Genomic DNA, 17,707 nt, shown 5'->3' with positions numbered 1-17,707 from the left:
TCGAGGCGTAATCCGACCAACTCCGAGACGCGCAGTCCCGCCGCAAAGGCGAGGTATCGAGCAAGTCTTCGCCAAGCTCAAACACCTGCTCAGGAAAGCCGCAGAGCGCACGAAAGAGGCAACCTGGCAGCGCATCGGGTCGCTCCTCGACACGTTCACGCCGCAAGAATGTAAAAATTATCTGGCCAAAGCAGGCTATGCGTCAGCTTAATGTCATCCGGCTCTAGTGGGTGTCTGCGTCAACCGGATAGGCATGGTATGATGCAACCAAAGTCTATCCATGGACTAAGGCCTCTCATGCGGTTATTGCTATAGGCGTCACGGGGCCAATGCCTTCGAACCAAGACATGACGTTTCGCAATAGCAATTCGCCCATCAACCCACGGGTATGATGCGTCGCCGTGCCGATGTGAGGCAGAAGAACCACATTGTCCATGCCGATCAACGTCGCCGGCACCAACGGCTCGGCAGCGAACACATCCAGCCCCGCCGCAAGGATCCTGCCCGCCGAAAGCGCGTCGATCAGTGCCACCTCATCCACGACCGAACCCCGCGCGACATTGATCAGCACACCGTCTCTGCCCAGCGCCGCGAGGACTGCCGCATCCACCGCATGATGGGTCGCGGCACCGCCAGGCAGCACAACGATCAATATATCGACATCGCCAGCCAACGCACAAAGATCGCGGTAATGCCGGTAGGGCAGATCGGAGTTCCGGTTACGCGCATAGTAGGCTACCGGAACATCGAAACCAGAAAGCCGGTGCGCCACGACCCGGCCGATCCGCCCCATCCCCGCGATGCCAATGCGCCGTCCGCGCAGACTGGCGCCCAGCGGGAATGCACCTTGCGCCCACTGCCCCGCCCGCAGATACCGATCCGCCTGGGGCAGGCGCCTGATCGTCGCGAGCAGGAGCCCGATCGTAAAATCGCCCATCTCGTCGTTCAGAACGTCGGGTGTGTTGGTCACAACAATGCCACGCGCCGCCGCCGCCGCGACATCGACCGAATCATAACCCACCCCGAAATTTGCGATCAGTTCGAGACAGGGCAGACGATCGATCAGAGCCGTGTCGACCGGCATCGCCCCGCGCGTGACCAAGGCTCGGATCATCGGAGCGTGAACGTTGATAATCTCATCGAGTACCCCGCCAAGGCCGCGCCAGACGATGAACGTCTTGTCGAGCGCGGTATCAACTGAGGGCATGATGGACCCCAAGCTCAAAATCGTCGCCCGTTCCGTCATATAATCACTCCCTGATGATCGGTTGGATTTGCACGTGTCTGGTCTCCACTTGCGCGGAGCCCCCTTGCGTCCAAAACCGGACTAGAATGATTTCCCCCAAATCTTCAGAAAGACGGATTTATATCCATCGGGTGGGTTGAACAGATCCGCCCTTCCACCATCCTGATTGACATTCCCCGAAGTGAACAAATGCACCGGATCAGGCTCGATGGCCGCCGGTGCGCCTGCCAGGGCGCGGTTCAGTTCATCGACGCATTGCCACCCCTCGAGCTCAAGCGGCGCCGCGACCGTCGCTGTCTGGAATTGCTGCGAGCGAATTCGCTGAAACGCCGATTGCGAGCCATCGCCGGCCGAGATGTTATAGGGAGGGCCGTCGCCCTTGCGGCCTGCCGCGGCCAATCCGGGAGCCATGTAATCGTAATACAGATCGTTGATGGCGAGTGAATAGGTCCAGCGCCCGCCAAATTTCGCGAGCAACGCCGACGTCACCTGCGGCATTCGCGTCGCCGTGGAGGACAGGGGTACGTTTTCGACCGCCAATAATTTGCAGGTCGCGCATTGGCGGATCAGCGCCGCCATCTCATTTGATTTAGCCATCGCGATTGAGAATTCGCTGGTGGTGAAAATAACCACCCTCGCATGCCCATCCGACCGTGCGATGGCATATAGCGCCGCAGCCTTGGCCACATCGAGCGGGTCTTGCGCGACGTTATAGAACACGTCAGGATTCGCCATAGGTCCCGGTTTGGGCGCAATATTCCACCCGACCACCTTGATGCCCGCCTTGTCAGCCTGTTCGATGAACGGAGCAGATTGCACAGCATCCAGCCCGCCGAGCACGATGCCATCAGGTTTCAGAGCAATAGCGGCCGAGAGCGCCGCGTTCTGACCGGCCGCAGTGCCCTTGCCGTCGAGCAGCCGAAATCGCCAGCCGATTGCCTTTGCCGCTTCAGCCACCGCTTTCCCAACGCCTCGCGCCCCCCCGTTTGATTGATCCGCAGAGACATAGACGATGAACTTATGCGAGACGGCTTTTGGTCCGGTCGTCGGTCCGGAATAGGCAATTTTATTGCTGGTCGCTTTTGCAACGAATGCCTTGGCCTCAGCCAGAATTGACGGTGCTGCCAAAGCTCGCGCGCTGAAGCCGACCGAGGCGGCCGCAATGGCTATGATCAGTGCTGGTTTCATAATTCCCCCCCTGTTGCCGAGGCGGCCGGTGTCGGCGCCAACGCCGATCGTGTCGCCTTCAGATAAACGGTGCGCCGGCGCTGTGCGAGACCGGCCAATCCGATCGAGAGCACAAGCGTCACGCCATTGAACAGATTCGACACGAAAAACGCGCCGCCCAGCTGCTCGATCCCGGAAATACCCACCGCCAGCAGCACTTCGGCCACCACGGTGCCCCACACATTGACCCGTCCGGGCTTGATCGTGGTCGAGCCGAGAAATGCGCCGACAAGTGCGGGCAGCAGATAGCTTAGCCCCAGGCTCGTGGCGCCAATCCGCAATTGCGCTGCTAGCACGACCGAGGCAAATGCTGTGAGGACCCCCGATGCGACGAATACGCCCACCACATGAATCCGCACGGCAATGCCGTTCAGTTCAGCTGCACGGCGATTAGCCCCGATTGCATACAGCACCCGGCCCAACGGCATCCGCTCCGTCACGAGCCACAGAAGTGTCGCGATCACCAGCACATAAACCACCGGTAGTGGTAAGATACCAAACAATCGCGCATCGTTAATGTTGGTGAAGCCGGCCTTCAGGGTGCCGACCACCTGCTGCCCGCCGGTGTACCATTCAGCCAGGGCATAGATGATTGTGCCGGTACCCAGCGTGGCGATGAAACTGTCAATCTGAGCAATCTCGACCAGGAGCCCGTTCATCAGCCCGAACACGCCGCCCAACACAAGCACGGCGAGCACCGCGAGCGGCCACGGCCAGTGATACTGCACCTGCAGGCTGATCGCGATGATCGACCACATGACAATGCCGTAGCCTACCGTCAGATCAATCCGCCCTGCGATCATTGGCAGCAACGCAGCGAGCGCAAGCAATGCGACAACCGATTTCACCACAAATACCGCGCGAAAATTGTCGGCGGTTGGGAATGTGTTGGGTAGCAGGATGGAGAACAGCGCGATCATAAAAATCGTAATGATGGGTAGCCCATAAGTGGTGAGCGCGCGACGCACCAACTCACCACGTCCCATGTGTTCGCGCTCGGCTCCGCTGGGCTCAAGCGCGTCAGATTTGAGCGATTCCATGCTGGCTCCCTTCCTTTCGGCGTGAGAACACCCCAGCCGATGCCGCCCCGATCAGCCGATCGATGGTGAGCGCCTCGCCCGCTAATTCTGCCACCACCTCGCCTCGGTCGAACACCAGTGCCCGGTCGCATATCTGCGCAATTTCCTCGAAGTCCGAGGACACCACCAGAATCGTCGTCCCCGCCAACACGGCCTCGGTAAACAGTCGATAAATCTCAGCTCGTGCACCGACATCGACGCCCGCGGTCGGATCTTCCACTACGAGCAATCGCACACCCTGATCGAGCCAGCGGCCCACCACCACCTTTTGCTGGTTGCCCCCCGAGAGCTGTTCTAACAGCAATCCTGGCGCGTTGGGCCGTAATCCGACCCGCCGACCCAGCGTGTGCGCCCGGCGATTGATACGACGCGGCGTTAGGTAATCGAGCGCGCGCATCCCATGCGCATAAGGGTTCAGAAATGAATTCTCGGCGATACTAAGCCGCGCTGCTGTCGATTCACCGGTCCGGTCGCCCGCTACAAAACCGATCCCCTGCGCCATGGCATGCCGCGGCGTTCGGGGCACGTAGGCGACCCCATTGAGAACGATACCACCGCCACGCACTGCAGCTCGTCCGAATAACGCACGCCCCAGACGCTCCTGGCCGGCGCCGACGAGCCCGGCAAGTCCGACGATCTCTCCCGCACGGAAGCTCGCATTAAGAGCCGGCGCCGTCTCGATCACGAGAGAGCGACACGTCAGCCGCTCGGTGGTGCCGGTCGCGGAACCGGTTCGTCGATGACGCGCGAAACCTTGTCCGACGATCATTGAAATCAACCCATCCGCAGTCAGCCCCGCCACGGGCCCGGCACCAGCCAACCGGCCATCGCGCAACACCACAACCCGGTCCGCCAACTCGAACACCTCGTCCAGCCGATGCGACACGTAGACAACGCCCACCCCGCGCGCCCGAAGCTGCCGCAGCGCCACGAACAGCCGCCCGACCTCCGAGGCCGGCAGGCTCGCGGTTGGTTCATCGAGCACCAGCACTGCGCCGTTCGCCGCCAGCGCGCGCGCGATGGCAACCAATGCCCGCTCCGCCCGACCAAGATCGCGAATGCGCGTGTCCGGATGACAATCGAGACCGAGAGCTGCGACGGCCCCCACCGTGCGCGCCTTGGTCGCCGCCCGGTCGATCAGCCCGAACCGGCATGGAAACCCAAGCGTCAGTCCGAAATTCTCGCTCACCGTCATCCAGTCGACCAAACCCAAATCCTGATGAATGAACCGGATCGGCAGCAGGTTGGGCGAACCGGTCGCGACGCGGCCCTGAAACACAATGCTGCCTTGATCCATGCGAACGATCCCGGCCAGGATTTTGATCAGTGTTGATTTACCCGCACCGTTTTCACCCAGCAGGGCTACGACCTCGCCATGCCCAACCGTGAGATCCACCTGATCTAACGCCCTGGTGCCCCCGAAGGATTTTCCGATACCACGCATCTCAAGCAACGGTGGGACGATGGTGGCGCTCATACTACACTCGTCAGCCCGCCATCGACGAAAATGGTCTGGCCATTGACGAAATCAGACGCGGCCGAGGCAAGAAATACTGCCGTGCCTCCCAGTTCCGCCACCTCACCCCAGCGTCTCGCCGGGGTGCGGCTGGTCAACCAGGCCGAAAACGCCGCATCATCCACCAACGCCGCAGTCAGTTCGGTGCGGAAGTAGCCAGGCGCGATCGCGTTGACCTGAATGCCATACTGCCCCCATTCCGCACACAGCCCGCGGGTGAGCTGGCGCACCGCTCCCTTCGACATCGCATACGGCGTGATCGAAGCACGGCCGAGCTCGCTCTGCACCGACGCAATATTGATGATCTTTCCCCGCCGCCTCCCGATCATCCGCCGTCCGACCGCCTGGGCGACCAGAAACGTACCTTTCGCGTTGATCGCCATCAGTCGGTCGAAATCCGCCTCGGCGAACGTCTCGGCCGGTCCGCGATGCTGAATGCCCGCATTGTTGATCAGAATATCTATCGCCCCGGCCGCCTCTAGCACCGCGACCGCCTGCTCGACCGCTCCCGCATCTGTCACGTCGAACGGTGCTATTGTCGCTTGATGTCCCGCCGCGCGCAGGTCTGACTGTGTGTTGGCCAAGGCCACGGGATCGCGTGCATTCAAAACGACGGCGGCCCCAGCCTCGGCCAAGCTGGTCGCGATTGCCAGCCCGATTCCCCGACTGCCGCCGGTAATCAGCGCCCGCTTTCCGCTGAGGTCAAATGCCTGGCTCGTCATCATCCCACCATAGGTCGCTTTTTTGGCCACTCGTTCCTTGTGGGGACCGATCGTGCCGTTTTTTGTTCGTAGCTTGTCGCTTGCCGCAACTATCGCCGTTTACATCGCGACATCTCCTCCATCATCGCCCCGGAAAGCGTGGCGTGTAGATCTTGCTGTCTTGCGATTAGCAGCGCATGTTACCGCTAACACATGAGGGTTACCACGAAGCGATAGGAAGTCTCAAGGAGGAAGTTGCGATGCCGGCAATCGTGATCCATCAGGCGAATGATCTCCGTCTCGAAGACCATCCGGCTCCTCCGCCCGGCGCAGGCGAAGTGCAGGTTCGCATTACCCGCGGCGGCATCTGCGGGTCCGATCTGCATTACGTAAGCCACGGTGGCTTCGGTTCGGTTCGGCTCGCCGAACCCATGATCCTCGGCCACGAAGTCGTCGGTACCGTCGCGCTTTGTGGCCCTGGCGTCACCGGCGTCACCCCCGGCGACGCCGTTGCGATCAACCCGGCTCTGCCGTGTGGCACCTGCCGCTTCTGCCGGGCCGATCAGAGCAATCATTGCCTCGATATGCGCTTCTTCGGCAGCGCAATGCGCCGCCCGCACGTCCAGGGCGCCTTTCGTTCGGAAATCACCGTCAATTTCCGTCAACTGGTCCCGCTGCCACAAGGTCTCGATCCCGCCCGTGCTGTTTTCGCCGAACCGCTGGCGGTGGCGCTCCACGCCGTCAAACGGGCCGGGGTAAGACCCGGCGATCGGGTCATCATCGCCGGCATGGGACCCATCGGCGCCCTCATCCTGCTCGCCGCCCGATACGCCGGCGCAACGACGATCGTCGCGACCGATATTGCCGCCGAACCCCTCGCTCTCGCCCGCACTCTCGGCGCCGACCAAGCGATCAAGCCCGACGGACTTTCGCTCTTCACCGAAGATCGCGGCTATTTCAATATTGGTTTTGAAGCCTCAGGTGCCGCGGCCGCTCCAGGGGCTCTACTCGGCGTGGTCGAACCGCGCGGGCGTATCATCCAGGTCGGTCTCGGCGGCGATCTGCCAATCTCCTCAATGAGTCTCGTCGCCAAAGAAATCGACATCTGCGGCGCATTCCGCTTCACCCACGAATTCGATCACGCCGTTACGCTGCTCGGCGCCGGCGCGATCGATGTCGCGCCCCTGCTGACCGCGGTGTTCCCGGTCGTGCAGGCCTCCGCCGCATTTGCCCTCGCCGCCGACAGATCCCGCGCGATGAAAGTACAGATCAGTTTCTGAATCACCCACATGGCCAAATCCCCCTACCCCGGCGCCCCGACCATGGATGATGTCGCCCGTGCCGCACATGTTTCAAAAATGACCGTCTCGCGCGCCCTGCGCGGCAACCGCGTCGCGCCCGAAACCGAGGCTCGCATCCGCGCGGAGATCGAGCGTCTTCACTACGTCCCCCACGCCGCCGCCGGGGCGCTCGCCAGCCATCGCTCCGGCTTCGTCGCCGTGATTGTTCCCTCGATCGATAACGCCAATTTCGCCGAGACCGTGCGCGGCCTGGAAACCGTTCTGCACGACGCCAAACTCGAACTGCTGCTGGGCATCACCGACTACCATATCCATCGAGAAGATGAATTAATACAAACGATGCTGCGCCATCGCCCCGAGGGGATCATGCTAACCGGCGGCGTCCATAGTCGCGCGCTATCCGAGCGTCTGGCAGGTTCTGCCATCCCGGTCGTTGAAACCTGGGATCTGCCGGAACAGCCGATTGATCACGTCGTTGGTTTCTCCAACCGCACAGCGGGCGCCATCATGACCGAGCACCTCGCCGGGATCGGCCGCCGCCGCATTGCCTTCCTTGGCGGCGCCTCTCCTCGCGACCCGCGTGGCGACTCACGCAAACGCGGCTATCGTGATGCGCTCGACCGTCTCGGCCTCGGCCCTCCCCGCATTCTGCGCCACGGCCTGCCGCCACTCTCGATGCATCATGGCGCTGAGGGTCTCGCGCACCTGATCGAACGCTGGCCCGACACCGACGCGCTGGTCTGCGCCAGCGATCCGATCGCCTTCGGCGCCATTACCGAATGCCAACGGCGTGGCATCGGCGTGCCGGAGATCATTGCAGTGGGTGGCTTTGGCGATTTCGAAATTGCACGCTGCGCCCATCCTTCCATCACGACTATCGCGGTTGACGCCGCCAAAATCGGAAAATTGGCGGGAGAGGTCCTCCGGGACGGCATTAGAGCACGACGGGAAAGTAGAGAATATTCATCTGTATACTATGATATGAAAACGACGCTTATCGTTCGACCTAGTACCGTTATTCAATAGTTTTGTGGTAGCCATTTGTATGGGGTCTTTTTGAGTCAAGATAATTTTTCATTTCTGGCTCCTTTCGGGGACCTGAAAGCAGATCTGGGCGTTTTTGCATGAGTCGGATCATGGTTGTGATTTCGTCGTGGGGCAGCGTTTATCTACCCCTCGCGGACACCGGCATACCGAGGCTAGCCATCCGGTTCAGGGTTTTGCAGGCAATTTTGGCTTCGGTCTGTTGATAGAGTCCGAACGTGAAGTTGCCGACCGTCGGTGGTCTTATACCGGAATATGGCGGTTTCAAAGAGCCTTCGTCGCCCACAGCCGGATCGTTGCTGCCAACCGCGCCGACCATCCTGTGTGATCACCCCAAGATGGCGATCGCGCTGGGTTGGGTTCTCATTTCGTCCCGCAACCGCGGTTGACCGGGGTGGAATAACGGTGGCGGCTCCCGGATAATTTGCCGCCACGGCATCATAGACTGACCGTCCATCATAAGCACTTTCGGCGACCACAGCCCCAATCGGCACCTCAATTTGACCAAGCAGGTTCGGCACGGCAGTGACATCGCCGATGTCGTCGGAGGTCAATTTGCAGGCGTTGACCTCCTGGGTATTGGCATCAACCGCGATGCAATTTCCGCCAGCGCCTGCGCGCTCGAACCCCGTGTTTCTGATCCAGCCATTCGCCCTCGCCGTAGATTTTGAGGCCGGTGCTGTCGATCAGCGGGTGGATTGGTTCGTCTCGCTTCACCGTCTGCGGCAGGATGCTCAGGCATGCACTCCGGCGGCTGGAGGTTGCATGGTCAGGAACCTCGATGACCGCCCCAAACAGGCCGACATTCGAACGTAACGCGCCTTCGGTCTAGCGTAACGCCAGATGCAAAACCAGGCGGAGCGCCAAGCCGGTCTCGATCGCCAGATCAGAATAGACCCGCTGGCGACTGCGGCCAGTCCGCATCGGTGCGTACCAGGCGGCCACGGCTTGTTCAGTCAGTCATACCGTCAAGTCGCCACGACAGACCAACGCCGCATCACAAAGCGGCCAGTTTGTCACCCGATATCTCAACTTCTTGAACTTGTGGCGGCGATCGTCGTTGAGCTTGTTCGGCATGCGGGTTCCTGATGGCACCCTAATTTTGCCACTCTTCCTGCCCCATTAGAGCGATATGCGATTAAGTTGACGCAGCAGCGCCAACATAATCGCATGAAATCGCTCGAAAAAAAATAGAGCTAGAGCGTTACGCTGAAAGCATAACGCTCTAGGCGAAAGCCGTCATCAAAATACCCAAACGCGAGCCACCCGAAGTGGAATCAACTACAGGTATATTTGCGCACCAACGACCATCAGCGCACCGCGCCCCGGCCGATGACGTCTGGCGCCAATATCGCCGTCCCTGTATCCACTGTCGTTCGTCGCGGTCATCAAGAACCTCCCTCACTTTCGGCAAGCAATCTGGACGATGCCCGGTCTTCGCTCTGCGAAAGAGATCACACACCCCGTAGCGTGGCAGGCCTCAATAGTTCAGCTTGAGCCCGGGGCGCGGCCATTGCATCGATACGATCCGCCCGGTACCGGATAGCGTGAGATAGGCGGTTCGCAGATCCGCACCGCCAAAACAGATGTTCGTAGTCAGCGGATCTCCGGTAGCAATGTGCTCCACCGAGGAACCGTCCGGTGCTGCGCAGGTGATGCCGCCGTTCAACAAGGTCGCTACGTTTACATGGCCATCGCCGTCGACACCGAGACTGTCGAACAGGGTCAGCCCGCCAGGGGCGGCGACCAGCCGTCCACCATGCGGCGGCCAGAGCGTTGGTGCCGGGTTGATCCGGCCGGGCCCGGCAACCTCAAAGGCCCAGAGCCGACCCGTAAAGGTTTCAGCGACATAGAGCGTTCCGCCATCCGGCGAGAGGCCGATCCCGTTTGGTGCGTCGAGCGGAAAAATCACCTCGATAATCGACGACCCGTCAGACTGGGCATAGAATACGCCGGTCACAATGCGCCGGCGATGGTGGTCTGCCGTCGCACCGTGATCGGTGAACCAGAACCCGCCATACCGGTCGAAGACAATGTCGTTCGGACCGCAGAGGCGGATATCACCGCAATGGGTGTAGATCGCCTCCGCCTTTCCTGTCGCAAGATCGACCCGATCGATTGATCCGCCCCTATGCGTCGGCGGCGTCGGTCCCGGGAAAAGCAGCCCGTCCACCTCGGTGTAGTGGAACGACCCGCCATTGTTACAGACATAGCAGGCACCATCCGGCCCGATTGCCGCCCCATTGGGCCCGCCCGGCAGGCGGGCGATATGCTGGTGACGACCATCGATGGCAATCCGCGTTAGCCGCTCAGCCGCGATTTCGACGACGAGAACCGATCCATCCTCCATCGCGATCGGACCTTCTGGGAAGGCCAGACCTGAAGCAATCTCGGTGAATTCAACCATGTATTCTCCCATGCGGATCTGAACATCCTTTTGGAAGTGTCGAGCCGTGGGGGCGGCTTGTCAATTCAGGTGTTGTGATGAGCAGAGCCTTGAACGGCATTTTCAGGTTGATCGGAAGATGTGCGATTTGGCTGAGACCCGATCGATCAGGCGGCCAGGTTGGCGGCGTAGTCGGACCAGAGCGAAAATGCATCGGCTCGGCTGTGGCGGAATGATCCGGCGGAGGGACGGTAGCGTTCCGGGCGGAACAGTGTGGTAATCTGGTTGTTGTCGGCGAGGTATCTCTGGGCATGACCCGGGAACTTGAGTCGACTCATGATCTTTTCTCGTTGCCTTTTATTGCAGTGAGACGCTTCGATCTGGTTATTCAACCGCTTATGGGGCCGATGATCGGCGCTGCGGCATTTCGTGCGGAGTTCAACATTGTAGCTGCGGAGTTTATCGGTCACCGCGACGCGTGGCTGACGTCATCGGCGCATCAGCGTGCGGAAAAAACTCAGGGCGGCCCGGGCATTCCGCCGTTTCTGAACCGGGATGTCCAGCACATCGCCTCGGTCATCGACGGCACGCCACAGCCAGTGCCCGATCGTGCCCCACCTGGTAGTGTAAAATTGGCTATTTCAACGCGCTCTTCGGCTGGGTTGCCGTTGCACTTCGACCTCGACGAGCTATCGATCGATGCCCCGTTTGACGCTGTAAACGTTGGCCTTGGCACCTGGCGCCCACGATTTATGCGTTCTCATCTCTACGATATGGGTGGTACCAACCACCGGCATCGCCGGAATTAGCGCAGATGGGGGAGAGCACCAAGAATAAGGCAGACCCCCTTTAAGAGAAACCGACAGGCGTTGACGAAGCCAAATTACGGTAGTGGCGCCCGATCATCGATCGGTGCGCTGAAGTCGATAGAACCTCTCCGCATTGCCACCGAAAATTGCAAACTCAGCGGCAGGGCTCTCGGCACGGACAATGGCGGTCGCGAGCGAGTGCCAATGTTGATACGTCGCCGCCAACGTGAGGACCGGCCAATCACTGCCCCAGATTACCCGATCGGGACCGAAACATTCGATCACAACCCGCGCGTAGGGACGCACATCGCTGCTGCTGTCACCGGGCGCACATTCGCTCAGGAGACCGGATAATTTGCAGGCGAGGTTCGGATGCGCCGCGATCGTCGCCATCAATTCAGCCCAGCGCGAAATATCGCCACCGGCAATATCCGGCTTTGCGCCATGGTCAATGACCATTGCCAGACCAGGATGCCGCGTGGCAAGGGAGATGCAACGAGTCAGATGAATCGGGCGGATCAACAGATCAAGAGAAAGCCCGGCCTGCACCATCGCATCGAGACCGCGGGTGACATCGGCGCGCAAAATCCAATCCGGGTCGGCAATATCCTGCAACATCGGCCGCAGCCCCCGCAGCATCGGGTTGCGCGCGAGGGCCGCGATTCGCGCCGGTGCCTCGGGAGCGGCAAGATCGGTCCAACCGACCACCGCGCGGACGAAGCGGTTCGAGCGGTGCGCGATGTCGAGCAGGAAGTGCGTCTCAGCCTCGCTCGGCGCCGCCTGAATGAGAATCACGCCATCGATTTCGCTCGCGACGGTCCGTGCATCGTCGAGTCCATAGTCACGATAGATCGGCAAATCCGGTGTCAACCAGCCGTAATCGCCACGCGCTACCTGCCATAGATGCATGTGGGCGTCGATCCGCATCCTATCAGCGGGCCCCGATCACGCCCTTGGTGAGGATGATATTGGCGTAAGCCCGTTGATCACCGGTCTGGACGATGGCGAACGCGGCACGCGCCCTGATGTAGAAATCATGCCGCGCGACACTGCCCATTGGGGTCACCCCCGCAAGGGTCCGAAACACCGCCACCGCCAGCGGCACGGCGGCGGGGTCGTCCACGACCTGCATAGTCACCAGCGGTTCGGTGACAAAATCATCGATCGGCAGCACACTCAGAACCGCACGCAGCATCGGGTCCGCATCGCAGCCAGGAGCCATGATCAGGCGCCGCGCACAGGTTGCTGCCGGAAAATTCGCATCGACGATCGCAATCGTATCCCCATGCCCCATGGCCCGCAGCGCATGAAGCAGATCTGCGCTCAGCAGCGGATCGATTCCAAGCAGCATCAGCCCTCTCCCCGTCGAAGGGCGCGGTCAAGGTGAACATAACCGCCATCGACGACCTGCCACTGTCCGGTCGTGTGTGCCGAGCGATCAGACAGAAGAAACAGCGTCATGGCGGCGATCTCATCCGGCGTCGTCATCCGTGCGCCAAGCGGGATGGCGCCGGTGATCGCCGCCAGCCGCGCGGCCGGATTAACCTGCGTGGCCAGCCATTGCCGATACATCGGCGTATCAACCTCGGCGGGCACGATCGCGTTGACCCGCACACCAGCGGCCGCGAGTTCCGTCGCCCATTCCCGGGTCAGCGCGAGTTGCCCCCCCTTCGCGGCGGCGTATCCGCTAGTACCGCCCTGCCCGGTCAAAGCCACTTTCGAAGCGATATTGACCACGGCTCCTCGCGAGACCCGCAGATGCGGCACACAGAGATGCATCATCGTGTAGTAGGGCACGAGGTTGCGCTCCAGCGAGTTCCGGAATGCGGCGACCCCGGCATCGAGCCCGGCGGCATCATTCACGCCAGCGTTGTTGACCAACCCATCGATGCGTCGATGCCGTCCGATGACTTCCGCGATGGCACTGGCACACGCTTCCGGATCGGCCAGATCGAGCTTGTAATTGTCCAGCCGCGTGCCGGCGCTGCGATCGAACACCACAGGCAGCGCCGCCTCGCCTTCCAGTTGCCGCACGATCGCAGCACCGATACCCGATGCCCCGCCGGTCACGACAATCACCTTTCTCGCCAGACCGAGGTTCATCACACGGTCTCGTGAAACTGGAAGTCGCGCAGGGTTTCCGGTTTCATGGTGATCGAATAGCCGGGGGCGGTCGGCGGCAGGTAGCCGGCATCGCGGATCACGCAGGGATCGACGAAATGCTCGTGAAGATGATCGACATACTCGACCGCCCGATCGGTCATGGTTCCCGAGATCGCCAGATAGTCGATCATCGCGAGATGCTGGACGTATTCGCACAGCCCCACCCCGCCGGCATGCGGCCATACGGGCAATTCGTACTTCGCCGCCATGAGCAGAACTGCCAGCACCTCGTTGACTCCGCCGAGGCGGCAAGCGTCGATCTGAACGATATCGATCGCGCCGCCCATGATGAACTGCTTGAACATCACCCGGTTCTGGCACATCTCGCCAGTGGCCACCTTAATCGGCGCCACCGCCTCACGGATCGCGCGATGACCCTCGATGTCGTCGGGGCTGGTCGGTTCCTCGATGAACCAGGGTTTCGCAAAGGCAAGCCGTCTTACCCAGGCGATCGCTTCGCCGACGTCCCAGACTTGGTTCGCATCGATCATGAAGCGACACTGATCCCCAGCAACCTCGCGTGCGATGGTGAGGCGCCGAATATCATCCTCGAGGTTCTGACCAACCTTGAATTTGATGTATCTGAACCCAGACTGCACGGCCTCGCTCGTCAGGCGGCGCAGCTTGTTGTCGTCATAGCCGAGCCAACCGGCGGAGGTCGTGTAGCAGGGATACCCTTGGTTCATCAGGGATTGGATCCGTTCGGCCTTGCCCACGGCGGCGCGGCGCAATAGATCAAGCGCCTCATCCGGCGTGATGCAATCAGTGATGTAGCGAAAATCGATCGCGCGAACCAAATCCTCGGGACTCATCTCGCCGAGCAATCGCCAGAGCGGCTGCCCAGCCGCCTTCGCCCATAAATCCCACACGGCATTGACGATCGCGGCGGTTGCGAGATGGATGGCGCCCTTATCCGGACCGATCCAGCGGAGCTGCGAATCACCGGTGACATGACGCCAGAAGCGCGCGGGGTCGGCCCTGATCCAGTCCAGATCGAGGCCGACCACACGCGGCGCGAGGGCGCGGATTGCAGCGACGCAGATTTCGGTCCCGCGCCCAATTGTGAAGGTCAGCCCGTGCCCCTCCAACCCGCCCTTGTCGCTGCGCAGAATGACATACGCGGCCGAATAATCCGGGTCTGGGTTCATCGCATCGGAGCCATCGCGAAGGCGCGAGGTGGGGAATCGCAGATCAAAGGTCTGAAACCCCGTAATCATGGTCATGTGGCGATTCCCCAAATCAAATGATTCGATCACTGGATCATTGGCCGGACCAATGCTAGGGCATGCCTATCAAACGCGTACCCCCGACGCAAGTGGGGTCGCCAAAGCGAGACATGCCGCCATGCTGGAGCCGATCCGGAGCCGACGCCTGTATAGCCAGATCGCCGATCAGATCAGTGACTTGATTGTCAATGGCACTTACCCGGTCGGTAGTTATCTGCCGCCAGAACGTGAATTTGCGGCTGCACTCGGCGTCAGCCGGTCATCGGTTCGCGAGGCGCTCATCGCACTCGAAGTGCTCGGCATCATCGATGTCCGTGTTGGTGATGGCGTTCTGGTTCGCGCCATTCCGCCGATTGAGGCGCAAAACGATTCTCTCATGCGCCGGGTCATGCGCCTGACCCGGCCCGATCCCGATCCAGAATTGCCGGTCGCCCTCGACCTCGACGTTGAAATCCCGCCCTTTGCGCTGTTGCAGGCGCGGCTTGTGATCGAGCCCGAAGCGGCTGCATTGGCCGCCCGCCGCGCGACGATGGCCGATATTGCCGCCATCGAAGCGGCCTTTGCACAAAACCGGGCGGATAATAAAAATCGCTCTACCACCCATCCAGGCGATCGGATGTTTCACATCCGTATCGCTCAGGCAAGCGGTAATGCTGCGTTCGAGCAATTCATGATCCTCCTGCTCGGCCACGCCTATGGCGGCATGTTCCGCCGCCTTCAAAGCCTCTACACGACGGACCGGATGGTCGAGCAATCGGAAATGCAGCACGAGGCCATTCTCGATGCGATCCGCAACGGCATCGAAGAGCGCGCCCGCAGCGCGATGCAACGCCATCTCGATATGGTGATTACGGTGTTCCTGCACGAATGAGTGTCTTGCCACGGGCAGGCATGGTTGCTATCGCTTCACTAAAGGTCCGGCCATTGGTCCATCGACACTGACCATTAGGTCCGGATCGCCAAGGGATGAACGAGCCGCCGCACGGCGAAAGGACGCCGATGATGATGATGCCCCGCGCATTAATCTCTGGATCATCTGCCGCTTCCCGCACGGGTCCGTTGTGATGACCAGCCCTGCACTGGCCGTCACCGGAATTCAGAAGCGGTTCGGTGCCGTTGAAGTGCTGCGCGACGTTTCACTCGCCGTCTCGGCCGGTGAAGTGCTCGGCGTGGTCGGTGACAACGGGGCTGGAAAATCGACTCTGATGAAGGTGATCTCCGGCGTCTACCGTCCAGATTCCGGCAGCGTGACGCTTGAGGGAAGAGCCACGAATTTCAGAACCCCACGCGATGCCCGCAACGCCGGGATCGAGACGATCTATCAGGACCTCGCTCTTGCCGACCATCTCGATGTCGGCGCCAATATTTTCCTTGGCCGTGAACCGATGCGCCGGCTTGGCGGCGTTCTCCCGATGCTTGACGAAGCCAAAATCCACGGCGAGGTCGCTGCTCTGCTCGCCCGGATTGAAAGTCATATCCCCGATCCATCGACACGGGTGCTCGATTTGTCCGGCGGCCAGCGCCAAGCCGTTGCGATCGCCCGCGCGCTCTACTGGAAGGCGCGGATCGTCATCATGGACGAACCCACCGCGGCACTGGCTGTAATGGAGACCGAAAACGTCCTGAAAATGGCCCGCCAACTCGGCAGCGAGGGTATCGGCGTGCTGTTCATCGGCCATAATCTGGTCGAAATTCTCGGGGTCTGCGACCGCGTGATGGTCATGTATCGGGGGCGCAAGGTGTTCGACGCGCGGTGCGAAGACACCGATCAAACCGAACTGATCCGCTATATGACAGGTTATGCGGATGCCCAGACCAATAATAAATCAACCAATACCAAACGAGAGGAACAGCCATGAAACCAAACAATCTCACCCTGGCCGCAGCCGGTTCAGTCGCATTGCTCGCTGGCGTCATCATCACGGGGCCGTGCGCCGAGGCCGCGCCCGCGGCGACCATCGCTGCACTTCCGATCCCGGCCAAACCCACGAAACATTATCATTTTGAGCTCATCACGAAATCCAACGCCTCGCCCTACTGGCTCGCGGTGCGCGACGGCGCGGATGCGGCGGCAAAGAAATTCGGCGTCTCGGTCAGCTTCGAGGCCCCCGCGAGCGGACTTGATCTCGCGGGCCAGATCGGCATGGTCAATAATGCGGTGACCGCGGGTACCGATGGGCTGATCCTCGCGGCGCAGAACCCGCAGGCGCTGCTCAAGCCGGTGAAATCCGCGCTGGCACATCATATTCCGGTTGTTACGGTCGATTCTGGCCTGTCGCCGAACATCGCCGATTGCTTTCTCGCGACATCAAACATCGGTGCCGCCGCCGCTCTTGCGAAATACACCGCCCAGCACCTGATGCACGGCAAAGGTCAGTATGCAATCGTCGATTTCAACCACACCGCCTCGACCGGCATCGCAAGACCCAAGGGATTTATGCTCGGGATGAAATCCTTCACTGCGATCAAACGGATGGGGCCGATTGAGTATTCACAAAACGACGTCAGCACCGGTTTGCGGATTGCAACCACCATGCTTACCCAATACCCGAAACTTGCCGTTATTTTCGGCGCTAACGACCGCGCGGCGCTTGGCCCCGCCGAAGCCGTGCAGCGGGCCCATTCGAAGGTCAGGGTGGTTGGCTTCGATGCCGATCTCGGCGAGATCGCCTACGTCAAATCCGGCGTCATCCAGGCCTCGATCCTGCAATCACCCTATGACATGGGCTATTACGCGGTTGTCGCGCTCCTCGATAAAATCGCGGGCAAGACACTGCCGAAACGCATCGCCACACCTTATTTTCTGCTGACGCCGAAAAATCTCGCCACGTCCAAGGCGACCGCCGCAATCCGGCAATACGCGCCAACCTACCAACCCGCCGGCTAAACCGGCGGGCCAGGCAATGGACCAGCAGACCCGCCCCCGGATCGAGATCGAAGCCCGTCCGCGCGGAGCGGGTCTGCTGCGCTTCATACGCCAACTCGCCTTCGCCCTGATCAGCATTGCCG

Annotated in this window: 15 protein-coding genes and 3 pseudogenes; 6 read left to right on the top strand and 12 right to left on the bottom strand. The window is 60.9% G+C overall.

Annotation, left to right across the window (positions count from 1 at the left end):
- Positions 1-211: pseudogene (locus tag ACP5E6_RS11130) on the top strand (hypothetical protein); the annotation flags it as partial.
- 84 nt (positions 212-295) lie between these two features.
- Here ACP5E6_RS11130 and ACP5E6_RS11125 read toward each other — a convergent pair.
- The 5 genes from ACP5E6_RS11125 to ACP5E6_RS11105 form a co-directional block, all read right to left on the bottom strand.
- Positions 296-1,246, bottom strand: coding sequence for a 2-hydroxyacid dehydrogenase (locus ACP5E6_RS11125; RefSeq protein WP_427954308.1), 951 nt, complete (start codon positions 1,244-1,246; stop codon positions 296-298).
- An 81-nt stretch (positions 1,247-1,327) separates the two neighbouring features.
- Positions 1,328-2,434 carry a substrate-binding domain-containing protein gene (locus ACP5E6_RS11120; protein ID WP_427954307.1) on the bottom strand — a complete coding sequence of 369 codons (1,107 nt, stop codon included), beginning with the start codon at positions 2,432-2,434 and terminating at the stop codon, positions 1,328-1,330.
- Positions 2,431-3,513, bottom strand: coding sequence for an ABC transporter permease (locus ACP5E6_RS11115; protein ID WP_427954306.1), 1,083 nt, complete (start codon positions 3,511-3,513; stop codon positions 2,431-2,433). The genes ACP5E6_RS11120 and ACP5E6_RS11115 overlap by 4 nt, the downstream gene beginning before the upstream one ends.
- Positions 3,494-5,029: a sugar ABC transporter ATP-binding protein gene (locus tag ACP5E6_RS11110; RefSeq protein WP_427954305.1), complete on the bottom strand. Its 1,536-nt coding sequence runs from the start codon at positions 5,027-5,029 to the stop codon at positions 3,494-3,496. The genes ACP5E6_RS11115 and ACP5E6_RS11110 overlap by 20 nt, the downstream gene beginning before the upstream one ends.
- Positions 5,026-5,793: a glucose 1-dehydrogenase gene (locus ACP5E6_RS11105; protein ID WP_427954309.1), complete on the bottom strand. Its 768-nt coding sequence runs from the start codon at positions 5,791-5,793 to the stop codon at positions 5,026-5,028. Before ACP5E6_RS11105 ends, ACP5E6_RS11110 begins: the two co-directional genes overlap by 4 nt.
- Before the next feature lie 236 nt (positions 5,794-6,029).
- On the opposite strand from ACP5E6_RS11105, the gene ACP5E6_RS11100 reads away from it, so the two are divergent.
- Both ACP5E6_RS11100 and ACP5E6_RS11095 read left to right on the top strand, forming a co-directional pair.
- Positions 6,030-7,049, top strand: coding sequence for an L-idonate 5-dehydrogenase (locus ACP5E6_RS11100; RefSeq protein WP_427954304.1), 1,020 nt, complete (start codon positions 6,030-6,032; stop codon positions 7,047-7,049).
- 9 nt (positions 7,050-7,058) lie between these two features.
- The gene (locus ACP5E6_RS11095; protein ID WP_427954303.1) at positions 7,059-8,096 is read left to right on the top strand and encodes a LacI family DNA-binding transcriptional regulator; all 1,038 of its coding nucleotides are present in this window, start codon (positions 7,059-7,061) and stop codon (positions 8,094-8,096) included.
- Positions 8,097-8,235: 139 nt separating this feature from the next.
- Here the strand turns inward: ACP5E6_RS11095 and ACP5E6_RS11090 are convergent.
- From ACP5E6_RS11090 to ACP5E6_RS11060, 7 genes and pseudogenes are all read right to left on the bottom strand, one after another.
- Positions 8,236-9,191, bottom strand: a pseudogene (locus tag ACP5E6_RS11090) (IS5 family transposase).
- Between the two features lie 403 nt (positions 9,192-9,594).
- A complete protein-coding gene (locus tag ACP5E6_RS11085) occupies positions 9,595-10,521 on the bottom strand; it encodes an SMP-30/gluconolactonase/LRE family protein (RefSeq protein WP_427954302.1) in 927 nt (308 codons plus the stop codon).
- Between the two features lie 146 nt (positions 10,522-10,667).
- A pseudogene (locus ACP5E6_RS11080) lies at positions 10,668-11,102 on the bottom strand (DDE-type integrase/transposase/recombinase); the annotation flags it as partial.
- Positions 11,103-11,402: 300 nt separating this feature from the next.
- The gene (locus tag ACP5E6_RS11075) at positions 11,403-12,218 is read right to left on the bottom strand and encodes an amidohydrolase family protein (protein ID WP_427954301.1); all 816 of its coding nucleotides are present in this window, start codon (positions 12,216-12,218) and stop codon (positions 11,403-11,405) included.
- A gap of 22 nt (positions 12,219-12,240) precedes the next feature.
- Positions 12,241-12,660 (bottom strand): RbsD/FucU family protein, encoded by a 420-nt coding sequence (locus ACP5E6_RS11070; protein WP_427954300.1) that lies wholly within the window; start codon positions 12,658-12,660, stop codon positions 12,241-12,243.
- Positions 12,660-13,412: an SDR family oxidoreductase gene (locus ACP5E6_RS11065; RefSeq protein WP_427954299.1), complete on the bottom strand. Its 753-nt coding sequence runs from the start codon at positions 13,410-13,412 to the stop codon at positions 12,660-12,662. Before ACP5E6_RS11065 ends, ACP5E6_RS11070 begins: the two co-directional genes overlap by 1 nt.
- A complete protein-coding gene (locus ACP5E6_RS11060) occupies positions 13,412-14,695 on the bottom strand; it encodes an L-fuconate dehydratase (RefSeq protein WP_427954298.1) in 1,284 nt (427 codons plus the stop codon). The genes ACP5E6_RS11065 and ACP5E6_RS11060 overlap by 1 nt, the downstream gene beginning before the upstream one ends.
- Positions 14,696-14,816: 121 nt before the next feature.
- Between ACP5E6_RS11060 and ACP5E6_RS11055 the strand changes: the two genes are divergently transcribed.
- The 3 genes from ACP5E6_RS11055 to ACP5E6_RS11045 all read left to right on the top strand — a co-directional run bounded on the left by ACP5E6_RS11055 (position 14,817) and on the right by ACP5E6_RS11045 (position 17,585).
- Complete coding sequence (locus ACP5E6_RS11055; RefSeq protein ID WP_427954297.1) at positions 14,817-15,569, top strand: FadR/GntR family transcriptional regulator; 753 nt, start codon at positions 14,817-14,819, stop codon at positions 15,567-15,569.
- A 193-nt stretch (positions 15,570-15,762) separates the two neighbouring features.
- Entirely contained in the window at positions 15,763-16,557 is a 795-nt protein-coding gene (locus ACP5E6_RS11050; protein WP_427954296.1) for an ATP-binding cassette domain-containing protein, read from the top strand.
- Positions 16,554-17,585: a substrate-binding domain-containing protein gene (locus ACP5E6_RS11045; protein ID WP_427954295.1), complete on the top strand. Its 1,032-nt coding sequence runs from the start codon at positions 16,554-16,556 to the stop codon at positions 17,583-17,585. The genes ACP5E6_RS11050 and ACP5E6_RS11045 overlap by 4 nt, the downstream gene beginning before the upstream one ends.
- The last annotated feature ends 122 nt before the right edge of the window (positions 17,586-17,707 follow it).

It is taken from the genome of Acidiphilium sp., assembly GCF_049977125.1.
Taxonomy (GTDB): domain Bacteria; phylum Pseudomonadota; class Alphaproteobacteria; order Acetobacterales; family Acetobacteraceae; genus Acidiphilium.
This window is presented reverse-complemented; position numbering and strand designations above follow the sequence as displayed.